Genomic DNA, 21,030 nt, shown 5'->3' on the forward strand with positions numbered 1-21,030 from the left:
TGAAACAGAGTCACAATTTTATTTTTTCTCTTTCATATTCAAAGGTTAGCCGAGATTCCTGACAATTCCAGTGAATGGCATAAATTCTCCAATTAAATCGGACAATTGTTCCTTTCTTAGGTGAAATGAGCGACAATATCGCCCCATTTTTCTGTGTGAGGCAATTGTGATTATGGCGACCAAAAAAGTGACCTTTGAAGAGCAGCTCAGCCAGTTGGAGGCAATTGTCGATAGTCTTGAACAAGGAGAGCTTTCTCTGGAAGAGTCTCTTACCCGCTTTGAGCAGGGAGTGAAACTGACTCGCGAATGTCAGAAAGCGTTGGATCAGGCTCAGCAGAAAGTGCAGATTTTGAGTCAGGACAATGAGTTACTTCAGGATTTCAGAGAAGATGCTGAGTAAGCTGACTGCTCGAGTCAGCGTCAAAAGTCGGGTTTATCAGATTAAAACTACTCAGGTAGAAAAGTTCTCAGGTTAATATAAGACATGCCACATCGCCACTTTCTTGAATCAGTTCAGCGTGATACTAATCAACTGCTGGATCACTATTTACCTGCGGCAACAACAATTCCTCAGCGATTACATGAAGCCATGCGGCATTCAGCGCTCAATCCCGGGAAAAGGTTGCGACCGGCGTTGGTATTTGCCACAGGTGAAATGCTGGGCCTTGAGCGTCCGGCCCTGAATGTCCCGGCTATCGCAGTAGAGCTAATTCATGCGTATTCACTGATTCACGATGATTTACCCTGTATGGATGATGATGATTTGAGGCGTGGAATTCCAACCTGCCATGTGGCATTTGACGAAGCGACAGCCGTGCTCGCTGGAGATGCATTGCAGACGCTGGCATTTGAACTCCTGGCCAGTTCTGATGATTTGGCTGTTCGGCCTGTGACCCGTTTAAAGATGATCGTCGAGTTAGCCAAAGCCAGTGGTTCTCTGGGAATGGGCGGAGGTCAGGCAATTGATCTGGCTCTTACAAACAAAAAAACCGATATTGAGACATTGGAGTCAATGCATCGAATGAAAACTGGCGCATTAATTGATATTTCAGTGTTGTTGGGATATTACTGCTCGGAAATCAATGATCAACAGGTCGCGAAAAAACTCAGTATCTATAGCCAATCTCTCGGGTTAGCCTTTCAGATAAGGGATGATATTTTGGATATTGAGTCAGATACCGAGACACTGGGCAAGCCGCAAGGCTCCGATCTGGAGAAAAACAAGTCGACTTTTCCGGCACTGCTCGGCCTTGAAGGAGCCAAGCGCCGAGCCGCAGAGCTGGTAGAACAGAGCTTGGAAGCCTTGCATGAACTGCCCTATAAAAGCGATAATTTAGCCAATTTTGCTCGCTATATTATTCAAAGGGATTTTTAACTGGCATTTGCGTGCTGAAATGTAACGAAGGTATTAAGTACTTACTATCTTTACAAGCGAGAAATAGTGACGATTTGAGATATGTTGATGAAGTCAAATTTGTGTAATCCGGAAAAGTACCCCAATCTTGCCAAAATTAATTGGCCTGCAGATTTGCGTCAACTGGATAAAAGTGAGTTGGAAGCTGTATGCTCGGAACTCAGGGCGTTTTTAATCGAATCTACCAGTCAATGTGGTGGGCACTTTGCTGCTGGCTTGGGCACTGTTGAGCTGACGGTGGTACTCCATTATTTGTTTAATACGCCTACCGACAAAATTGTCTGGGATGTAGGTCATCAGGCTTACCCACACAAAGTGCTTACCGGACGCAAAGAAGAGCTGGTTTCAATCCGTCAAACTGACGGTCTTCACCCATTCCCAAGCCGTTTCGAAAGTGAATATGACTGCTTTGGTGTAGGGCACTCCAGCACTTCCATCAGTGCAGCTCTGGGTATGGCGGTCGCTGCCAAGGCAAGAGGTGATGAGCGGCGATTCGTCGCTGTTATCGGTGATGGCGCAATGACTGCTGGCATGGCATTTGAAGCGCTCAATCACGCAGCCGATCTGGATGCAAACCTGACGGTTATCCTGAATGATAATGACATGTCGATTTCTGAGAATGTCGGTGGACTGAATAACTATCTGGCCAAAGTGTTATCCGGCAAATTCTATTCCAGCGTAAAGGAAGGCGGTAAAAAGGTTTTACAGAACATGCCTACCATATCTGAGTGGGCGCACCGGGTTGAAGAGCATATGAAGGGAATGGTGTTGCCAGGAACTTTATTTGAAGAACTGGGTTTTAACTATATTGGTCCAATTGATGGCCATAATATACCGACGTTACTGACAACCATCGAGAATATTAAAGCACTCAAGGGCCCACAGCTTTTGCATGTGGTGACACGTAAAGGCAAAGGGTTCGAGCCCGCGGAAAAAGATCCAATCAAGTATCATGCGGTGCCAGTGTTTAATCCACAAGATAAAGAACTTCCCATTGTTAAAAAGAAACTCACTTACTCAAATATTTTCGGCAAGTGGCTGTGTGATATGGCAAGCAAAGATGAGCACCTCATGGGTATCACACCTGCGATGCGAGAAGGTTCTGATCTGATCGCTTTTTCCCGCCAATTCCCCGAGCGTTATTTTGATGTCGGAATCGCAGAGCAGCATGCAGTGACTCTGGCAGCCGGAATGGCTTGTGAAGGTGCTAAGCCAGTGTGTGCCATTTATGGCTCCTTCTTACAACGCGGTTATGATCAGTTGATTCATGATGTGGCCCTACAAAATCTGGATGTCCTGTTTGCTATCGATCGCGGTGGCCTGGTGGGCGGAGATGGTGCAACTCATCATGGCTCTTTTGACTTAAGCTATTTACGCTGTATTCCGAACATGGTCATCATGACTCCATCGGATGAGAAGGAATGCCGTCTGATGTTGTCCACCGGATACGAATACGAGGGGCCTGCGGCGGTACGTTATCCTCGTGGTGCGGGAACGGGTATTGATGCAGGTGAATCTCTGGACACTATCGAGATAGGTAGAGGCATCGTCAGGCGCAGCGGCGAAAAGGTTGCGATCCTGGTTTTTGGAAGTTTGTTACAAACAGCAGCGCTGGTGGCGGATGAAATAAACGCAACTTTGGTCGATATGCGATTTGTCAAACCACTGGACGAAGATCTAATCCTTACGCTGGCGGAAAGTCATGAAAAGCTGGTTACCATTGAAGAAAACGCAATTGCCGGTGGTGCAGGAAGTTCAGTCGCTGAATTTCTTAGTTCAAAAAAGGTAGCAATGCCTGTCTTTCACCTTGGGTTGCCGGACAGATTTGTTGAACACGGCGATCCATCCGATTTGCTATCGCGCTGTGGTTTGGATAAAGCAGGCATCCTGGCCAGTATCAACAAATAGTGATAACCGGGCAAATAACGGGTAAAGCCGCTGGTAGCAAAAGCTGTCGGCGGCTTTTTGGTTTATGCACTATTACTCACCTGCAAACAGCAGCCGCTGGTTCACTACTGTCAGTATTGATACCTTGCCAAGCTTAGGATAACCTGAGCATCAAATCGGGGACTAGTTTCTAGCACTCGCTAACATTTTCTGTGAAATGTTAATTCATAACTTAATTAATAAGAGCATGACTATGGATCTGAATTTACAAAACAAAAACGCTTTGGTTTGCGGAAGTTCTCAAGGTATGGGTAAGGCCATTGCAATACAGCTGGCAAAAATGGGCGCCAATGTGACTTTGTTTGCTCGCAATCTGGAAACTCTGAATGAAGTAAAGTCGCAGTTAGCGAACAATGGTTCACAGGAGCATCACGCGATCTGTGCCGATTTTTCCAATCCAGTTGCGGTTAGCCGGGCTCTGGATGAGCAGCTTAAAGTAGTGCCGGCATACCAGATTCTGGTAAACAATACCGGAGGCCCAGCTCCCGGACCGGCGAGTACGGCTGAAAGTGGAGCGTTTCTTGCGGCATTCAATCAACACCTGATAAACAACCACCAGATAGCGCAGAAACTTATTCCAGGAATGAAAAACGCTGGATATGGACGCATTATCAACGTGATTTCTACCAGTGTAAAACAGCCCTTGCCTAATCTCGGGGTCTCTAATACTGTCCGTGGAGCGGTTGCCAGTTGGGCAAAAACCATGGCCAACGAATTGGGACAATTCAATATTACCGTTAACAACGTATTACCCGGTGCTACCAATACTGTTCGTCTGGAAGCCATAATCAAAAACAAGGCGAGTAAAATGGGAGTCAGTATTGGAGAAATGGAAGCCGAGGAAAAGTCGATCATTCCGATGAGACGTTTTGGTGAAGCTGAAGAGTTTGCAAACGCGGTTGCATTCCTGGCTTCACCATCTGCCAGTTACATTACAGGAGTGAGTTTACCGGTTGATGGCGGAAGAACGAGCTGTTTGTAAAATAGTGATTGCGGGCTACATAACAACTTTTTGCAAGCGTACAATATTTATCAGATAGTTTCGGCATATAGCTAAAAGTAGAGTTTCAAAAATGCAGAAAATTCAAAATTATATCAACGGCGAATTGCTGGAACCGTTAGACGGCGAATATCTGGATAACTATGAACCGGCGACCGGTCAGGTTTACGCTCTAATCCCGCAATCTACCGAGAAAGATCTTGAACTGGCAGTGGTAGCAGCAGAACAGGCACAAGAAGAATGGGCTGAAATGCCGGCAGAACAACGCTCAAATTTGCTGCTAAAACTTGCCGACGCTATCGACGCTGCCAGCGACGAGCTTGCCAGAGCTGAAGCTATCGATAATGGAAAATCAATTAATTTTGCCAAGCATGTTGATGCTTATCGAAGTGCTGCCAATATCCGATTTTTTGCGAATGCCACAACCCAGTTTTCCAGCGAGTCCCACAGCATGGGGTCGGTGGGAGTTAACTATACTCTTCGCGATCCGATTGGTATTGTTGGATGCATTTCACCATGGAACTTACCGCTCTATCTGTTTACCTGGAAAATTGCACCGGCGTTGGCGACTGGAAACTGTGTGATTGCCAAGCCATCTGAAATCACGCCGATGACAGCTTATCTTTTTTCCAGACTTTGTATTCAGGCGGGATTGCCCAAAGGGGTACTCAACATTCTTCATGGCACTGGCCCATCTATCGGTGGGCCAATAGTTGCTCATCCCAAAATTAAAGCGGTCAGTTTTACCGGGGGAAGTGCTACCGGTAAACACATAGCCTCAGTTGCTGCTCCAATGTTAAAGAAAATATCGCTTGAACTCGGTGGAAAAAATCCAACTTTGGTTTTCGCCGACTGTGATTTTGATACAACTGTAAGTGAGGTCGCTCGAGCCGCTTTTTCTAACCAGGGACAGATTTGTTTATGCGGTTCGCGAATTTATATCGAACGCTCAATCTACGATAAATTTAAAAACGCACTGGTTGAAAAAGTAAAAAAACTGAGAATTGGCGATCCACTGGATGAACAGACGCAACACGGCGCTCTAGTGTCCCAGGCACATATGGAAAAAGTTCTATCCTATATTGAGTTGGCCAAGAAAGAAGGCGGGGATATCCTATGTGGCGGTAATCGAGTAACAGTGGAAGGTCGCTGCGAACAGGGCTACTTTGTTGAACCAACTATCATTGAAAATTTGCCTCTAAATTGTAGAACCAATCAAGAAGAAATTTTTGGACCCGTATGTACTTTGCAACCATTTGAAAGTGACGATGAAGTTATTCGGTTAGCCAACGGAACAGAATACGGATTAGCGACTTCAATATGGAGTAATGATATTAAGCGCTGTCATCGCCTTTCAAAAGCGCTTGATTTTGGGATTGTGTGGGTAAATACCTGGCTACTACGCGATTTGCGTACACCTTTTGGCGGAGTGAAATCTTCCGGTATGGGAAGGGAAGGTGGCCTTGAGGCTATGCGTTTTTTTACTGAGCCCAAAAACGTTTGCGTAAAATATTAAAATTATTAGCAGACTTTATTCGTTTTAGTTTTTGCACTAGCGCTAAATTTGTGGGCTCTACTGTGATGCTTGAATTGTCTCAACCAGAAATAGTTAGAATTCTTGGGAAAAAATAATGAACGGAATTTCTACAGAAACTCAACTCATCGTAACCACGTTTTTTCAATGGGCAGCGCTGCTCTTCGTTATCGTTGTCGGTTTGTTTTTTTTCGCAATCGTTATCACCTATGTCATCGATAAATTTCAGACAACTCATGCGGTTAAAAGAAATTATCCGGTGATTGGTCGCTTCCGCTATTGGTTTGAGCATCTGGGAGAGTTCTTCAGGCAGTATTTCTTTGCTATGGACAGAGAGGAGCTTCCGTTTAACCGTGCCCAACGTAGCTGGGTGTATCGCGCTGCTAAAAATATCGACAACACTATCGCTTTCGGTTCAACAAGAGACACAAGAAAAGTAGGAAATATTCTTTTTGTGAACTGCCCTTATCCCACGATGAAAAAAGATGCGGTTGAACCCCGAGAAATTACTGTTGGTGAAAACTGTGAAAATCCGTGGACGACGCGATCATTCTTTGGTGTTTCTGCAATGAGTTTTGGTGCGATATCCAAGCCTGCGGTGCAGGCTTTGTCGTTTGGCGCGGCCAAGGCCGGAACCTGGATTAATACCGGGGAAGGTGGATTGTCTCCTTATCATTTGCAAGGCGGCGCGGATGTTATATTTCAGATAGGAACAGCCAAGTACGGAGTGCGAGATGAGCAGGGAAATCTTGATGATAGTAAGCTTAAAAAAGTGGCTTCGTACGAACAGGTAAAATTGATCGAGCTTAAGCTAGCCCAAGGGGCAAAGCCTGGAAAAGGTGGAATTTTACCGGGAGAAAAAGTGACGGAGCAGATAGCAGAGATCCGCGGTATCAAAATAGGACAAGATTCGATTAGTCCAAATAGACATCCTGAAATCAGTAGCAACGAAGACCTGCTAAATATGCTTTGCCACATTCGAAAGGTTACCGGAAAACCTGTTGGCTTTAAAACTGTAGTTGGCTCTCCTGAGTGGCTTGATGAACTGATGAAGGACATCGTTGCAGCAGGTATTGAAAATGCGCCGGACTTTATTACCTTAGATAGTGCAGATGGCGGAACTGGAGCCGCCCCAATGACTTTAATGGACGATATGGGATTGACGATACGCGAGACTTTGCCAATGCTTATTAGTGCACTGAAACGTCATGGGTTGCGAGATCGAATTAAAGTATTTACTTCTGGAAAACTGGTTAATCCCGCCGATGTTGCCTGGGCGCTTTGCGTGGGGGCAGATTTTATCAGTTCAGCACGTGGTTTTATGTTTGCTCTCGGTTGTATTCAGTCATTACAGTGCAATAAGAATACCTGCCCAACCGGAATTGCCACTCACAACAAAAAATTACAGCGAGGTTTAGTTGCGAAAAATAAGTCTGTACGCGTTGCACACTATGCCAAAAACATGATGTATGCAGTGGGTACTATTGCACATTCATGTGGAGTTAAAGAACCCAGGGAGTTGACGCTTAAGCATGCACGTCAGGTCATGGAAAATGGTATCAGTGTTTCCTTGAGTGACTTGCATCGGGATTATACATAAAAGTCTCGCTCGTTTATATGGAATCGTATACTTACTGTTTGTCATATAAGCTTCAATTTTTCGTCATAAAAACATCATGATTTCAGCGTAGTTTTGAGGATAATTCTTTAGCAAAGAATATCGAGAGAATTACGCAATGACATCTGTATTTGTCTCAAGCAAAAAACAGCTTAGAAGCTATTGGTTGAGTAAGCGCTTTTTTGACAGCAGAAGATTTCCTTACGGCTTTTCCCGAAGTGGTATCTTTTCTTTGAAGCAAAGTCAATTACTTGAAAGCAAAGGACAGCTTTTTAAGGCTTTACTTAACAACCTGGTACATCTGCCAACCTGTTCTGACCAGCAATTTGTCAAAGCCGTGTTAACGGGTGAATATTATCATCTCGATCCGGAAATACGTGATGACGTCTATGTATGGTTAAAATATCAAACCTATTCCAGGGATCTCGTTACGCTGGGAGAGCCAGGTAAAAAAGCCGTTTCTGAAATTTGCGTGGAAACACTCGATATTGGCTTGCTTGATTCCGGCGATATCAAGCTTGCTGCTCAAGGTTCGGCCAACGATGATTACATGCAGGCAAGTTGACCAAGTGCCCTGGTAACCTCAATTGCCGTGTTCACGTCGCGTAACAAGGGAAAATCAGCACATGGATTGTGCAATCTCTCCGGTAATATAAATAATCTCAATTAGAGACATTTGCTTGACCCATCATTTTTCAAACGTCATATTAAAATTGTTCAAGAAGGAACTATCTGAAAAATACTAAGAGACAGGGAAGAAAGAATATGTCTAATCTGTATTTACACCGATGTCGTCAAGAGCTCGCTCGCAGAGGAAGCAAGAATATCCAGGGACAAAATAACTTGATAGTCAGTAATCAGGTTGATTTGACCAATGTGGAATTCAATGTTTTTGGCGAAAACAATACTATTATCATTCATCCCGGCGTCCAGTTCACCAAGAGTTCATTTAATATTTACGGTAACAATCATCGCATTATCATTGGCGAGAATTGTCAGTTTAATGGTCCATCTAATTTTTGGGCTGAAGATGAGCATTGTATGATTTCAATTGGTCCTGAGAGCAGCTTTGAAGGCGTTCATCTTTCTGCGACAGAGCCCGGATCGAATTTGGTGATAGGAAAAAACTGCATGTTTTCTTATGATATCGACGTTAGAACGGGCGACTCTCACTCATTGATCAGTCGACAGACTAATGCTCGGTATAACTATGCTAGTGATATCAGTTTTGGTGATTGTGTTTGGGTTGCTTCTCATTGTATTTTTACCAAAGGAGCTAGATTGCCCAGTTATTCTGCTGTCGCATCAGGCTCATTGGTTAACAAAAAATTCGAAGAAAGCCATGTGATTATTGCCGGTCGTCCAGCGACTGTCGTCCGCAAAGGTGTCGACTGGAAAAGGGAAAGAATCTATACAAATACTAATGCCAGTACACCCGTTTTACTCCAGGAGCAACCAGTCATTGCTCAAGAAAAGCGAGTTAGTAAATAGTTAGGGTAATTGAATTCAGGCATATCCCTCTGCCCAGATAGCGGTGATGTCTAGTAGCTGACTTTATTGATAAAAAAGAGCTTCCTTCCTTCCGGTAGCGCAACGTAGACTTCATCATCGACTTCTTTCTTTAAAAGAGCTCTCGCCATTGGTGAATCAATAGAGATATATTCTTTTTTAAAATCGAACTCGTCCGAGCCCACCAGCCGATAGTTATAAATATTGCCACCCTCATCTTCCAGCTCAACCTGGGCACCAAAGAATATTTTGCTCTGGTCAGAAGGCTTGTGTTCTACAACCTGCATTTCACGTGTTCTTTTCTGTAGGTATCGAATTCTCCTGTCCATTTCTCTAAGTTGTTTTTTTCGATAAATATACTCGGCATTTTCCGAGCGATCGCCTTCTGCCGCTGCCGCCTGTAAAGCTTTGGTCACTGCCGGGCGTTGATTCTTCCATAGGTCAGCGAGTTCATTTCGAAGACGAATAGCACCTTCTTCGGTAATTAGATTTGAGCGTTTCATTAATACAAACAGATCCCTATATTCATATTCTTAAACTGAATATGATTTACCTGAGTCAAATGGATATAATAAGCTTTCAAAGTTCCATTATATCGCGAGTTGGTCCAGATTGAATGGATTAGTGATATTTAAGCGGACACAGGTTGAGTAGTAGTAAAAGTAAGAGAAATATAGTGAGTCCATTAGAATTAGGCAATCCTGAGTTGTTGAAAAATTGCTCATTTATCAATGGTGAGTGGCTGCAAGGTGAAAGTCAGTTTAAAGTGATTAACCCGGCAAATAGCCAGGTCGTCGCTGCTGTGGATGAAGTTAGTCCGACTCAGCTGGAAATGGCGATTCAAACTGCCAGCAAGGCTTTGCTGGAGTGGCAGGAGAAGACGGTTGATGAGCGCGCCTCATTGCTCAGTAAGTGGTTTGAACTGATTATGACTAACCAATCGGATCTGGCTTATATCATGACCGCTGAGCAAGGCAAGCCTCGCAAAGAAGCATTGGGTGAGGTGGCTTATGGAGCCAAATACATCGAATGGTATGCTGAGGAAGCTCGTCGTATCAACGGCGATGTACTTCCGGTCAATCAAAATGGTCGTCGGGCTCTGGTATTAAGGCGACCGGTAGGGGTTGTCACCTCGATTACTCCGTGGAATTTTCCAGGAGCTATGATTTTGAGAAAAGCAGCACCAGCACTTGCAGCGGGCTGTACTTTCGTTGTAAAACCATCAGAACAAACACCGCTCTCCGCGCTCGCACTTGCTTATCTTGCGAATGAAGCTGGCATTCCGGCTGGAGTGTTCAGTGTAATAGTCGGCAGTAATGCACAACCAATTGGTGAAGTCTTAACTACTCATCCCAAGGTGGCCAAATTTAGCTTTACCGGCTCAACCGCGGTTGGTAAAAAATTATTGGCTCAGTGCGCCTCAACAGTAAAGAAAACATCGATGGAGCTGGGAGGGAATGCCCCTTTAATGGTGTTTGATGATGCTGATATTGATGTTGCCGTTAACGGGACAATGGGAAGCAAATTTAGAAATGCCGGACAGACCTGCGTATGTGCAAATCGAATTTTTGTTCATAGCAAAATTCATGACGAGTTTGTTCAAAAGTTAAAATCCCGAGTAATGGAACTGAAAGTGGGAGAAGGGAATCAGGAAGGTGTCTCAGTTGGCCCGCTCATCGAAGAAAAAGCTGTTGCAAAAGTTGAGCGCTTGATTGCCAGTGCTATTAATTCAGGAGCTCGACTTGAGCTTGGGGGAAGACGAGATCCTGCTGGAGAACTTTTTTTTCAGCCGACAATTCTGACCGGAATTACTCCGCAAATGGATATTTTTAATTCAGAAATATTTGGTCCTGTTGCGGCAATTATTCCTTTCGAAAATGAAGAAGAGGTAATTAATCTTGCCAACCAAACAGAATATGGTCTCTGTTCTTATGCGTTCACTTCAAATATGAATCGAGTTTTTCGTCTCAGTGAAAAGCTTGATTTTGGAATGGTAGGTATTAATGAAGGTGTTTTATCAAATCCTGCCGCTCCCTTCGGTGGTGTAAAGGAGTCCGGGATGGGACGGGAAGGCGGTCGCTGGGGTATAGATGATTACCTTGAAAATAAATACGTGTGTATTGGAAACCTGGATTAGGCGGAAACCTGGATTAGGCGGAAACCTGGACTAGGTGGTAATTTGTAAAGAAGGAGTCGTTGCTGGAATTTATATGGAACTTCATATTACAAATGGCTCCAGTGCAGCAGGTTTCATTCGGACTGCACTCTGTTTATCATCAGAGCAGTTGCTTACTGTCAACGACTTGCTCTGTTGTGGTCCTCTTTCAGTGCAAAGACTCGATTCTCAATGGATTGAAATGCGTCAGCAATTTTGGGATTGCCTGCTAACTCAATGTGCAATTGAGCCATTTCCAATGAGTGAATTCACCCGGGATTTTTACTTTAATCATAATGAACTGTTTGCGGCTAAGACAGTTCATTTATGGACGGGGACTTCGCTCGGCGATCAGCTTATGCTCGCATTTGTCATTACTCATTTTGTTCGTGAAAAAATTGGGCTCGATAAACTATTAGTCCACCAGTTTGAATACCATCCGGAAAAAAATTTTGAAATTAGCGGCATAACTCTGCTTGAGTCTGAACACATTGTAGATGGAGGAAATCAGTTTTCACTTTCTTCTCTCGAGATTAAGTGCTTGCTCGATGGATGGAAGGCTGTTGCTGACAACACACCACAAAAGTTAGTGGACTTTATTGGTAAAGAAGATGTATTACCCTTGTTTCACAAAGCGCTTAAACACTTGATATATCGATTTCCAGAGAAACAGTCAGGGCTATCTATTTGGGAAGAGAGAATATTGGCTAGCGTAAAAGCCGGAGAGAGTAATGCTGCTCGCATTATAGGCCATTTATTATTTGACTATTCCAGGCAGCCAGATCTGGTTGGTGATATCTACCTGTTCTATCTGATAAAGTCGCTTGCAAATTCTTGTTTCCAAAATCCTTTACTAACTAGCAATCAGGCTCAGGGAACAATGCATGATACAGAGGTTTTTCTAACTGAACTTGGAGAAAAAATTCTGGACAAAAAGGAAAATTTTGTAACAACCAATGGAATTGACAGGTATATCGCCGGAATACATCTTTGCAGTCAATCAAATCGTGTCTGGTATCGAAAAGGGGAATCTCTGGAAATCCAGGCATAAACAAGGTATAAAACTGTCAAGCCTGCTAATTGTTAATAATGGAAATAAAACTAACTTTTTCAGCCATTAACTGTTCCGCTTCTTCTGCGGTGACCGGTTTACTAAATAGATAACCTTGTCCTACCTCACAACTGTTTTGTTTTAGAAATACCACATGTGCTTCACTTTCAATTCCTTCAGCAACCACCTTTAGATTTAGCTTGTGTGCCATTGCTATTACTGCTGATGTAATATCCATATCACTCTTATCTTCGGGTATATCTTTAACAAATGTTCGATCGACCTTTAATGTATCTACCGGAAACCTTTTCAAATAGCTGAGTGATGAGTAGCCTGTTCCAAAGTCATCGATAGATAAGGATAATCCCAGGTCTTTTAGTTGATTTAAGGTATTAATTGTTTCTTCTATATTGTTCATCAGCATACTTTCAGTAATTTCCAGCTCAAGAAACTGGCTGTCTACTTTTTCTAAATCTATTGCAGAGTTAATCGTTCTTACCAGACCTGGGTCATTAAATTGACGTGCAGAAAGGTTTACTGCAACTCTTACATTGTAGTTCTTCTCGCTATTCCAGGCTCTTGCCTGCGCGCATGCCATGCGTAGGATTTTTTCACCTAACGGAACAATCAAACCCGTTTCTTCTAGAGTTTTCATAAATATAAAAGGTGACACCAGTCCTCTTGTGGCGCTACGCCAACGAAGAAGAGCTTCCATGCCAATAATTATGCCTCTTTCAAGATCCACCTGAGGCTGGTAATACAAAACAAATTCGTCTTTGTCGATAGCCTGGCGTAGTTCATTTTCTAGCGCTAGCTGTTCCTGAGCTTCTTCATTCATAGATGACGTGTAGTAGTGATAATTGTCACGTCCCATCCCCTTAGCTTTATACATCGCAAGGTCAGCGCTGCGTAATATTGTGTCCGGGTCATTGCCATTATCTGGTGCAATTGCTATTCCGATACTGGTTGTCACTATGACTTCTTTTCCTGCTATCTCCACCGGTTGTCTCAGTTGATCCAGCAATTTTAAAGCGACATTTGATGCATCGAATCCATCGTCCAGATGGTTTAGCAGTATTGTAAACTCGTCTCCCCCCAGGCGAGCGACAGTATCTGTTGTTCTGACGCAGCGAATAAGACGCGAAGCAACTTCTTTTAGCAGGTTGTCGCCTTGCTCGTGCCCAAGAGAATCATTGATTCTTTTAAATTGATCAAGGTCGAGAAACAAAACAGCAAAAGATCGGTTTTCTCTATTCATCTCTGCAAATGCATTGGAAATTTTTTCCATAAAATAGCGACGATTGGCGAGGCCGGTAAGAGAGTCGAACAAGGCATTTCTGGAAAGTTCCTGTTCTCTTTGCTTTACCGTATCCTGAAGATCGGACAGGTGCTGACTTAGAAGAATACCAGCCTGGTCAAGTACATCTAGCTCATCTTCAATCCAGCGTTTTTCTCTGGTTGCAATTAGCTTTTGTTTTACTGCGGTAAACTCGCCATCGGCGAGTAAAGAGAGCAATCTCGACAAAATATTCAAGTGATTGATTGGCCCCCAAAGAGCCAGAACAATGAACAAACTTGCTACAACAACACCTAGCACACCGGTAATAATTGATTGTTGTATAGCTGAATTTACATGCTGTTTTTCCAGTGTTATATCATTGATCAGGAATAAGTACGCTGACTGGTGTGGATTGTTGGGATCAATTGGAATTGATTGAATGTTGAAATAACGCTCGTGATCTTGTATGAAATTAGATCGAACAAGCGCTTCTTCAAAAGTAATATGTTTAGAAAGTCTTGTGAGCAAAGCGTAATTTTCGGTTGCGTTGGTGAGTCCATAAATCTTTGTCTGCCATTCTGATAGCACTTTTTGATTAAGCTGAGAATCTGTCATGACCTCACTGCCTTGAGCCTTAACCATAATACCAATATCGGCACCACTAGCCGATTTTAAGTCGATCAGCCAGTGGGCAATGGAGTGGGTCATTACCAGAGCAGCGACATTGCTTTCTTTGTCGAGTAAAGGAACAGAAAAAACAAACTCACAGCGTGTTTTACATCGAAGTAATAATGATGGTTGTTGCATACGAATAACTTGTTCCGCAATCGTTCTATTAAATTTTGTATCGGGCGCTCCCCAGCTAAGTATCTGCTCGAATTGATCGTGAAAAATCTGGGCGGCGTGTAGATCAAATAGTACCTGCAAATACCCCCAATGACGATTAAACGCACTTTGTATTTGAGTCGTCTGTGAGTTATTTTCAGAAAGAATAGCCAATGTCTTTACAAAACTATTCATGCGCTGGTTGATGAATTCTATTTGCTCCTCATTTTCGTGTATTTGTCGAGCGAGTCGCTCCGTTTGTCGAGCATTAAATTGTTCATCGAGGCTACGATAAGTAATGTAGCTCATACCAGAGTTTACTAACAACAGAATACAAGCAATAGTCAGTACAACCTTCCACTTGAGGCTGAAGTACTTACTGTTTTTAGGAACTGAGAAAGATGCGTTCATATTCTTACTATTGCAACCTCATTCCAGCTAAAATCGCCAGGAAAGCATCAGGTTCACTTTTTGCCAGTTCTTTTTCGTTGCAAAAGGATCGGGGTTGAGTTCGCTATCGAGACGAGCCGTTCCTTTAATATTTTCTATTTCCATCATCAGTAACCAATCTTTTGATAGTTGCCATTTTGCGCCAACAATTGCTGTTTTTGAGTAGGCCATATGTGCTGGAAGACCGGTGACTTGATTAAGTATGCTACCCTCAGGATCATTGTCGTCAGGTATGTAGTTTTCATAGCGGGCATACAGTGTCCAGTCTTGAGTCAGGTATTCTTGAAATTGGATATACCAGGAGCGAATTGGGACTAACTGGGTAAGAACAGGAGATAATTGATAGTCTACGTCTAGTTCCATTGTTTCTCCTGTTATCGCAAAAGACTCACCAGAGAACTCTCCCGAGAGCACAGACAGGTTCAGCATTATTATGCCTTCCTGAAAAGGAGTCGTTACACCGCTTTGGTAATCCAGATCTGCATCAACCCAGGAATAAGCAAAGCGCCATCGTTGTTGTGGAGAAGTATAGGTCAGGCGAGATTGAACTACCTCATGATTGTCGAATTTGCCATCGAAGTTCGAACCTAGTAAATTGGTTTCAGCCTTGCCATCCATACGAGGCTGTCCATAGCCAGCTTCGAGCAGAAAACCTCCTAAATCAGTGAACAGATTACCATAGATGATAGCACCGTCATTGGATAGCTGAAGATCACGATAGGAATCGAAATAGATTGATTCAGGTGCAAATATTGATGGACGGGTGAAGGCTACATCTCTGGTCTCATTGTAAAAACCAATGACATTCTTAACTCGGCCTAGTCGTCCCCCAACCTGATTAGCACCTTCGAACGGAATTTTGTAGTCGAAAAAAGCATAATCCAGCCTGATATCACCATCGCGTTCGCTATTGGTAACACGAGAAATTATCTGCGAAGAAAATCGTAACCGAGGAGAGAACTTTTTGCTGACATTAATCCCTGCTTCAGTCAGCTTCAAGCTACCAGACTCACTATCTCCATTAACCTGATTATTGCTGGTAAAGATGAGCCCTTGACTTATAAATCCATGGAATTCCAGGTTTTCTGAATGAACCGTGACAGGCAGGGAGGTGACCGTTATTACTAATGCAACACCCAACATTATCTTTAGTAAGCAGATGATAAGAGATTGATTATTTTTTGAGTGATTTATCATGGCATCTCGACCTTCAATATCTTTACTGTGTGGTCAACAAGCTTGCGCGGTAAATAGCCTATCGCGCCTGGAGTTGTAGCAACTTTCTCGAGCATCGACCTTTCATTGAGCAAGGTATTTGGTGGGCTTCCTGTACCACTAAAAACTTGTCTGTCCCAGGCTCCACGAAGCTGATAAACAAAGAAACCCAGATGTTTTTTGGTAAACTTTTGGTGTAGTGGTGAGTTATCTTCTAGAACGAAAACGTTAACGGGCTTTTGGTCAGGCCACTCTTGCAGTCGCATGGCAAAAATTGACCGCAGATGGTTTTTGTCGATTTTGTCGATTGCTACATCAGGATTGCAAATGACCAGAATTTCTTCTTCATTCGCTGATGCAATAGTAGAGAACACCCCTAAAGCAAGAACGATCAAGAGCTGAAAAAAGGCGATTTTTTTCGCTAAAGTAAGAATACCCTGCTCCAGATCGTCCTGTGAATTAAGAACTAGTTGTTCATACCCGAACCGTAAGTATAGGAGTAAAAGCCCTAATTTGCTCAGAATCGCCTATTTTCGAGCAATTGAGCAAGTCATTTTGGCAGGAGGTCCAGTCGTTCACACAGGTTTGGATCTGGTCGACACTATTAATGGTAGCCTCAATTAACGAGACTGGTTTTCAATCATCGTGTTTTCGATATCAGTTTGTAGGAATACAGATTTGCCACGGCCAAAACCAGAATTGTGACCACACTGTTTTCCGGTCCATCGATTCCGCCGGTTAACCAGATCGGCGCAGTAACCACACTATCAAGATTTAAAAATAGCGGACGGATATCGAGTGATATGCCGGTAGTCGGTAAGCCGGAACCGTTAATAAAAAACCAGTTCCAAAGGCCGTGCCAGGCAGCTGCGAACCAAATTGATTGATAGTGAATTGTCATCATCGCCAGAAAGCTGGAAAAGAGCAATGTCATTAAGAAGAAAATGACAAAATTGGATAAGGAAAACTCATTAAAGTCAAAAGAGAGTAAATGTACCAGAATAAACATTAAGGAACTGGCCAGGATCGCAAAACCTTGCCCTTTCAGCTCAAAGAACCGACTCAGTAACCAGCCACGAAACAGGACTTCTTCGCTCCAGGATTGAACCAGAAATCCCGCTAGCAGTAAAAGTGGCGGCACAATGGATGATAAGGTAAACGGCGCGTTATTGCCTAGCTTGTAGCCGCCAAGTAATAGAATGCTAGCAACAATCGCCATTGCCATAAACAGGCCGCACGTAGCCCCATTAATCAGATGTTTAGTACTCGCTCTACTTAGTCCTAGTCCGAGGCTTTCTAAGTTTCTTCCTTCATAAAATTTTACCCAGAGAATAAGTAACACGAGTATGGAAGGGAATGTGATCAGTAAAAAATAAAGAATATAAGGATAAACTTCCACTTGCTCGGGGGTGAACAATTGGGATTCGATAGCAGGCGCAATTGAGAGCCCTTGTCCGAAAATAATAAAAATGAAAGTTAGTATAGGAAGTAGAAATAGTTTATTGCGTCGTTTCAATGAATAGGCGTTGCAAAATATTGACGGTTTTTCTATGGTGTTTTCTAGCATCTTCTTATTCCAGGTTTTAAAGTCGTGTTATCTTCGATACCAATGCCTAATCAGGCGCTGTTATTTTGACCAGGAAGGAAGTTTTGATATATCAAAATCTTGCTCTTTTACATTTTGTTTCTTATCAAATGCGGAAAAGTAGTCTCTCAATAAGATGAATACCAATACCAATATCAATACCAATACCAATATCAATTAATGGCGTGAAGCTGAAGTGACAGTTTGTCAGGCGTTGTTTTCATTGCAAGCAGGAATTATTTTAAACTGGCAATCTGCTGTTTGATTTTATCGGCTATTCGAAAAGCATTGGCATAGATGGTCCATGTTGGTGTTACACTGCCGCCATTAGGCATAAAGCTGCCATCACTGACAAATAGATTCTCTGTACCGTGTACTCTACAGTCAGCATCTAGAGCACTATCTTGAGGGTTGTGACCGAAGCGCAGCCCTCCGGCGATCAGGTTTGATGTAGGTGCTGTAAAGGCATTACCGTAATACTCCTGAGCCCCCATTTTTTTCATTACTTCAACACCTTTGCTGACAATATATTTTGCCACCTTCAGGTCGTGAGGATGGAAGCCAACTTTTACCTTAGCCGCGGGAGTTCCCCAACGGTCATTGGTATTTGCTGATAATGAGACATTACAGTTATCTGTTGGTAACCAGTCGCAAAAAACTTCAAATTTGAAATCACGCGACTGAGTGAAATGAGACTTTAATTTCTGCTTAAATTTACTACCCCATAGCAGGTTATCATCATCATCCCATTTCAAACTATTCACCTCGGCTGTCGGAGCCGGTGGGTCAAATACAAAATCAATCGTTCCGCCCTTTACTCTTTTTCCAAAGAACTTTTTATCATCGATGATATACCAGTCCTGTAGTGCGCGGTTAAAGAATGGACCTCGTACTTTCAGTGATTCCGCCTCAGATGGGGTTAATCGGGTTAGATCAAATATACCGTGGCCTGTTCCTCCTGCACAACAATGAAGGTTTTTACCAATTTGCTGATAACGATTGCCAATACCATCCGGATGTTTGGGGCCTGTTGAACTAAGAAGTAGTCGTGAAGATTCTATTGAGTAGCAGGCGATTGAAAATATTTTTGCTTTGATGCGGTGGCTGCTGCCATTCCTGTCAAAATAATCTATCGAGGTTGCATTACCGGCATGGTTGGTATTGATGTGGTAGGCTTTGGCATAAGTGATAAGTTTGACATTGCCGGTTTCAACCGCCTGTTTGAGTAACGCTGCACGTGAACTTCCTTTGGCACCGGAGTGACAGCCGTAGCTACCGCAGTAACCGGAATATTCACAACTTTTACGATCATTAAGCGGGCGCGATAAAACCGCACGAGCCATAGGGAAAGGGTGATACCCGAGTTCGCTGGCCGCTCTATCAAACCAGCTTGCGATAGGGTGTTCTGCGGTTGGCGGAAATGGAAAGTCTGATGTTGATCGCGGTTCTAGAAAAGGGTGTTTGACGACCTTTCCAGAAACGCCGACAACTTGCTCTACTTTTGTATAATAGGGTTCCAAATCCTCGTAGCTTATTGGCCAGTCAGTGATATTAGCGCCTTCAATTGGGCCAAACTCCGATAATAAGCGAAAGTCTTCTGGCTTGAGGCGATGAAAGTATCCGCTCATAAAGTTACTCGCACCTCCGACAATGTTGCCTCCCCAAAACTGGCCTGTCGAATGACTGTCCCAGCCGCCTTCGCCATCAGGTTCTTCGATTATGTGGGGTTCCTGCTGAACTTTGGACTTAAAAATTTTTCGTCGGGGAAGCATTTCATCTTTTTTGAAGTCATTTTCATCGAACCAGCCGCCTTTCTCGATTACTGCTACACGGTATCCTGCTTTAGCCAATTCGTAGGCAATAGGGCCTCCACCGGCACCACTGCCAACGACACAGATATCAAATTCCTGAGTAGTAAGAGGAGAGCTTTTCATAGAGTACCTGTTTTATGAATTCTGTTGAATCGAAGTCTGTTGAATCGAAGTCTGTTGAATCGAAGTCTGCTTAATCAATGTTTGCTTAATCAAAGTCTCGATAGGTCTTTCCCTCTACGGGGCGAGGAAATCCTGCCTGATGTTCGAGCCAGCGCCAGCCGACTTGTTCTGGATTTCCTCCATACACAGGATCAAGCATTAGTGCTTCAGCCAGATAGTAGATAATCAATGCCAGCCAGTTTTCGCCTGCGGAGGATGCTGAGATCTTTTTCAGGAGCGCAACTTGTTCAGGTTCTGCCAGTTTCAGGTAGTCCTCGCCTTGACTGCTAATCGATAGATCTTGTAGCCATCCTATTCCTTTTTTCAAAAACTCGGGATCACCGTCTTCAATATTTTGTCGGTCAGTCATTGCAAACTCCAGATAACCGAAAGCATTGATCGCCTCGGCATCGGGTCCATTGCCGTCATCGGGAAACATATGCTGCTGCACATTTTTAATGACTCGGGCTTCTTTGCCATCGAAGAGACTCTGGTCTGGTTGCTCTGATTTGTGAGTCGATTTTTCAGGTTTGGCAGTATCTTCCCGTTTTGGCTTACATGCAGCTAGCATTGCCAAGAGCGATAGTTGACTGCCTGAACGGATAAAGGCACGACGATTCAGCCCCTGGGCCAGATTGCCTTCGAACTCAGGCTTGTTTGAGCCTTTCTTTTCTCGACTCTTAAATGTGTAAACCTTACTCATTGAATTTGAATGACTCCGTGAAAAGCAAACTTTCAGGAAAAACTAACATCGCTTTTGAGCTTCATCGCATAGGCTTTTATCAGCAATTTCATTTGATGTTTTGAGGTTCCACTCGGCCAGATGGTCTTCGAGCTTGCCTGGTATGCCGTCTCGATGGCGAATTACGCCGTTGATATCAATGATAAATTCGGTCGGAGTTCCCCAAACGCCATAAAGATCTGTAATTTGCTTTCCGTGATCAAAGGCAAGTGGATAGTTCACTTGCCACTGTTGTTGAAATTTCAAGGTTTTCTCGACCGAATCCTTAAGCCCAGTATTAATTGCAATAATTCTAATATCATCGACCAGTGCTTCTTGAGCGGCTTTAAGTTTAGGGATTTTCTTCATACAATAAGTACACCAGGTGTTCCAGAACACCAGATAAACAGATTGTTTGCCGCGAAAGTCGCTCAATTGAAACTCTGTGCCATCGAGTTGAGTAATTTTGAAGTTGGGGGCTAACTGTCCTTCTGCAGGTTCATCATCATCGGCAAAAGCCTTGTGCGAACTGCTGACAACTAGTAAAAAAGCTAATAGGGCAACGATTGGTGCTTTCACAAATTCTCCTTTTAAAGGTCGCAAATACACTACTGCTATTGGTCAGTGTTTTGCAATAGTCTTTAGGAGGTGTTGTAGTTACATTATTCAACACGCTCTGGTTATTTCAGAGACCCGAGTACCTGCTAATTTGTTACAAGCCTACGCGATTTTTTACCATTTGTCAGAAATTTGC

18 protein-coding genes are annotated in these 21,030 nt (G+C 43.4%); 10 read left to right on the top strand and 8 right to left on the bottom strand.

The window, feature by feature from the left end; translation table 11 throughout:
• Positions 1–172: 172 nt before the first annotated feature.
• The 8 genes from IYN84_RS10805 to IYN84_RS10840 all read left to right on the top strand — a co-directional run bounded on the left by IYN84_RS10805 (position 173) and on the right by IYN84_RS10840 (position 9,004).
• The gene (locus IYN84_RS10805; RefSeq protein ID WP_196139244.1) at positions 173–400 is read left to right on the top strand and encodes an exodeoxyribonuclease VII small subunit; all 228 of its coding nucleotides are present in this window, start codon (positions 173–175) and stop codon (positions 398–400) included.
• 84 nt (positions 401–484) lie between these two features.
• Complete coding sequence (gene ispA / locus IYN84_RS10810; protein ID WP_196139245.1) at positions 485–1,375, top strand: (2E,6E)-farnesyl diphosphate synthase; 891 nt, start codon at positions 485–487, stop codon at positions 1,373–1,375.
• A gap of 87 nt (positions 1,376–1,462) precedes the next feature.
• Positions 1,463–3,322: a 1-deoxy-D-xylulose-5-phosphate synthase gene (gene dxs / locus IYN84_RS10815; protein ID WP_246722853.1), complete on the top strand. Its 1,860-nt coding sequence runs from the start codon at positions 1,463–1,465 to the stop codon at positions 3,320–3,322.
• Positions 3,323–3,554: 232 nt separating this feature from the next.
• Positions 3,555–4,343, top strand: a complete 789-nt coding sequence (locus IYN84_RS10820) for an SDR family oxidoreductase (RefSeq protein ID WP_196139247.1) — start codon at positions 3,555–3,557, stop codon at positions 4,341–4,343.
• 91 nt (positions 4,344–4,434) lie between these two features.
• Complete coding sequence (locus IYN84_RS10825) at positions 4,435–5,877, top strand: aldehyde dehydrogenase (RefSeq protein WP_196139248.1); 1,443 nt, start codon at positions 4,435–4,437, stop codon at positions 5,875–5,877.
• A gap of 115 nt (positions 5,878–5,992) precedes the next feature.
• Positions 5,993–7,495 (top strand): FMN-binding glutamate synthase family protein, encoded by a 1,503-nt coding sequence (locus IYN84_RS10830; protein WP_196139249.1) that lies wholly within the window; start codon positions 5,993–5,995, stop codon positions 7,493–7,495.
• Positions 7,496–7,631: 136 nt separating this feature from the next.
• Entirely contained in the window at positions 7,632–8,078 is a 447-nt protein-coding gene (gene maoP, locus IYN84_RS10835; protein WP_196139250.1) for a DUF413 domain-containing protein, read from the top strand.
• A gap of 200 nt (positions 8,079–8,278) precedes the next feature.
• Positions 8,279–9,004, top strand: a complete 726-nt coding sequence (locus tag IYN84_RS10840) for a hypothetical protein (protein WP_196139251.1) — start codon at positions 8,279–8,281, stop codon at positions 9,002–9,004.
• Between the two features lie 50 nt (positions 9,005–9,054).
• Here the strand turns inward: IYN84_RS10840 and greB are convergent, their stop codons facing one another.
• The gene (greB, locus tag IYN84_RS10845; protein WP_196139252.1) at positions 9,055–9,525 is read right to left on the bottom strand and encodes a transcription elongation factor GreB; all 471 of its coding nucleotides are present in this window, start codon (positions 9,523–9,525) and stop codon (positions 9,055–9,057) included.
• Between the two features lie 173 nt (positions 9,526–9,698).
• Here greB and IYN84_RS10850 point away from each other — a divergent pair, with 173 nt between their 5' ends.
• Both IYN84_RS10850 and IYN84_RS10855 read left to right on the top strand, forming a co-directional pair.
• Positions 9,699–11,159: an NAD-dependent succinate-semialdehyde dehydrogenase gene (locus tag IYN84_RS10850; protein ID WP_371734856.1), complete on the top strand. Its 1,461-nt coding sequence runs from the start codon at positions 9,699–9,701 to the stop codon at positions 11,157–11,159.
• Between the two features lie 73 nt (positions 11,160–11,232).
• Positions 11,233–12,228: a DUF1835 domain-containing protein gene (locus tag IYN84_RS10855; RefSeq protein ID WP_196139253.1), complete on the top strand. Its 996-nt coding sequence runs from the start codon at positions 11,233–11,235 to the stop codon at positions 12,226–12,228.
• Between the two features lie 25 nt (positions 12,229–12,253).
• Here the strand turns inward: IYN84_RS10855 and IYN84_RS10860 are convergent, their stop codons facing one another.
• The 7 genes from IYN84_RS10860 to IYN84_RS10890 form a co-directional block, all read right to left on the bottom strand.
• The gene (locus tag IYN84_RS10860; protein ID WP_196139254.1) at positions 12,254–14,743 is read right to left on the bottom strand and encodes a bifunctional diguanylate cyclase/phosphodiesterase; all 2,490 of its coding nucleotides are present in this window, start codon (positions 14,741–14,743) and stop codon (positions 12,254–12,256) included.
• 27 nt (positions 14,744–14,770) lie between these two features.
• Complete coding sequence (locus IYN84_RS10865) at positions 14,771–15,979, bottom strand: hypothetical protein (RefSeq protein WP_196139255.1); 1,209 nt, start codon at positions 15,977–15,979, stop codon at positions 14,771–14,773.
• A complete protein-coding gene (locus IYN84_RS10870; protein ID WP_196139256.1) occupies positions 15,976–16,371 on the bottom strand; it encodes a hypothetical protein in 396 nt (131 codons plus the stop codon). The genes IYN84_RS10865 and IYN84_RS10870 overlap by 4 nt, the downstream gene beginning before the upstream one ends.
• Before the next feature lie 266 nt (positions 16,372–16,637).
• On the bottom strand, positions 16,638–17,564 hold the full coding sequence (locus IYN84_RS10875) for a CPBP family intramembrane glutamic endopeptidase (RefSeq protein ID WP_196139257.1): 927 nt from the start codon (positions 17,562–17,564) through the stop codon (positions 16,638–16,640).
• Positions 17,565–17,818: 254 nt separating this feature from the next.
• A complete protein-coding gene (locus IYN84_RS10880) occupies positions 17,819–19,516 on the bottom strand; it encodes a GMC family oxidoreductase (RefSeq protein ID WP_196139258.1) in 1,698 nt (565 codons plus the stop codon).
• An 85-nt stretch (positions 19,517–19,601) separates the two neighbouring features.
• The gene (locus IYN84_RS10885) at positions 19,602–20,258 is read right to left on the bottom strand and encodes a gluconate 2-dehydrogenase subunit 3 family protein (RefSeq protein WP_196139259.1); all 657 of its coding nucleotides are present in this window, start codon (positions 20,256–20,258) and stop codon (positions 19,602–19,604) included.
• A 42-nt stretch (positions 20,259–20,300) separates the two neighbouring features.
• A complete protein-coding gene (locus IYN84_RS10890; protein ID WP_196139260.1) occupies positions 20,301–20,855 on the bottom strand; it encodes a redoxin domain-containing protein in 555 nt (184 codons plus the stop codon).
• Between the last annotated feature and the right edge of the window lie 175 nt (positions 20,856–21,030).

Source organism: Aliikangiella sp. G2MR2-5 (assembly GCF_015687155.1).
Taxonomy (GTDB): Bacteria; Pseudomonadota; Gammaproteobacteria; order Enterobacterales; family Kangiellaceae; genus Aliikangiella.

Excerpts from the sequence above, each read along its gene's own strand:
- IYN84_RS10805 (WP_196139244.1), top strand. The coding sequence starts at position 173 with ATGGCGACCAAAAAAGTGACCTTTGAAGAGCAGCTCAGCCAGTTGGAG.
- ispA (WP_196139245.1), top strand. The coding sequence starts at position 485 with ATGCCACATCGCCACTTTCTTGAATCAGTTCAGCGTGATACTAATCAA.
- dxs (WP_246722853.1), top strand. The coding sequence starts at position 1,463 with ATGAAGTCAAATTTGTGTAATCCGGAAAAGTACCCCAATCTTGCCAAA.
- IYN84_RS10820 (WP_196139247.1), top strand. The coding sequence starts at position 3,555 with ATGGATCTGAATTTACAAAACAAAAACGCTTTGGTTTGCGGAAGTTCT.
- IYN84_RS10825 (WP_196139248.1), top strand. The coding sequence starts at position 4,435 with ATGCAGAAAATTCAAAATTATATCAACGGCGAATTGCTGGAACCGTTA.
- IYN84_RS10830 (WP_196139249.1), top strand. The coding sequence starts at position 5,993 with ATGAACGGAATTTCTACAGAAACTCAACTCATCGTAACCACGTTTTTT.
- maoP (WP_196139250.1), top strand. The coding sequence starts at position 7,632 with ATGACATCTGTATTTGTCTCAAGCAAAAAACAGCTTAGAAGCTATTGG.
- IYN84_RS10840 (WP_196139251.1), top strand. The coding sequence starts at position 8,279 with ATGTCTAATCTGTATTTACACCGATGTCGTCAAGAGCTCGCTCGCAGA.
- greB (WP_196139252.1), bottom strand. The coding sequence starts at position 9,525 with ATGAAACGCTCAAATCTAATTACCGAAGAAGGTGCTATTCGTCTTCGA.
- IYN84_RS10855 (WP_196139253.1), top strand. The coding sequence starts at position 11,233 with ATGGAACTTCATATTACAAATGGCTCCAGTGCAGCAGGTTTCATTCGG.
- IYN84_RS10860 (WP_196139254.1), bottom strand. The coding sequence starts at position 14,743 with ATGAACGCATCTTTCTCAGTTCCTAAAAACAGTAAGTACTTCAGCCTC.
- IYN84_RS10865 (WP_196139255.1), bottom strand. The coding sequence starts at position 15,979 with ATGATAAATCACTCAAAAAATAATCAATCTCTTATCATCTGCTTACTA.
- IYN84_RS10875 (WP_196139257.1), bottom strand. The coding sequence starts at position 17,564 with ATGCTAGAAAACACCATAGAAAAACCGTCAATATTTTGCAACGCCTAT.
- IYN84_RS10880 (WP_196139258.1), bottom strand. The coding sequence starts at position 19,516 with ATGAAAAGCTCTCCTCTTACTACTCAGGAATTTGATATCTGTGTCGTT.
- IYN84_RS10885 (WP_196139259.1), bottom strand. The coding sequence starts at position 20,258 with ATGAGTAAGGTTTACACATTTAAGAGTCGAGAAAAGAAAGGCTCAAAC.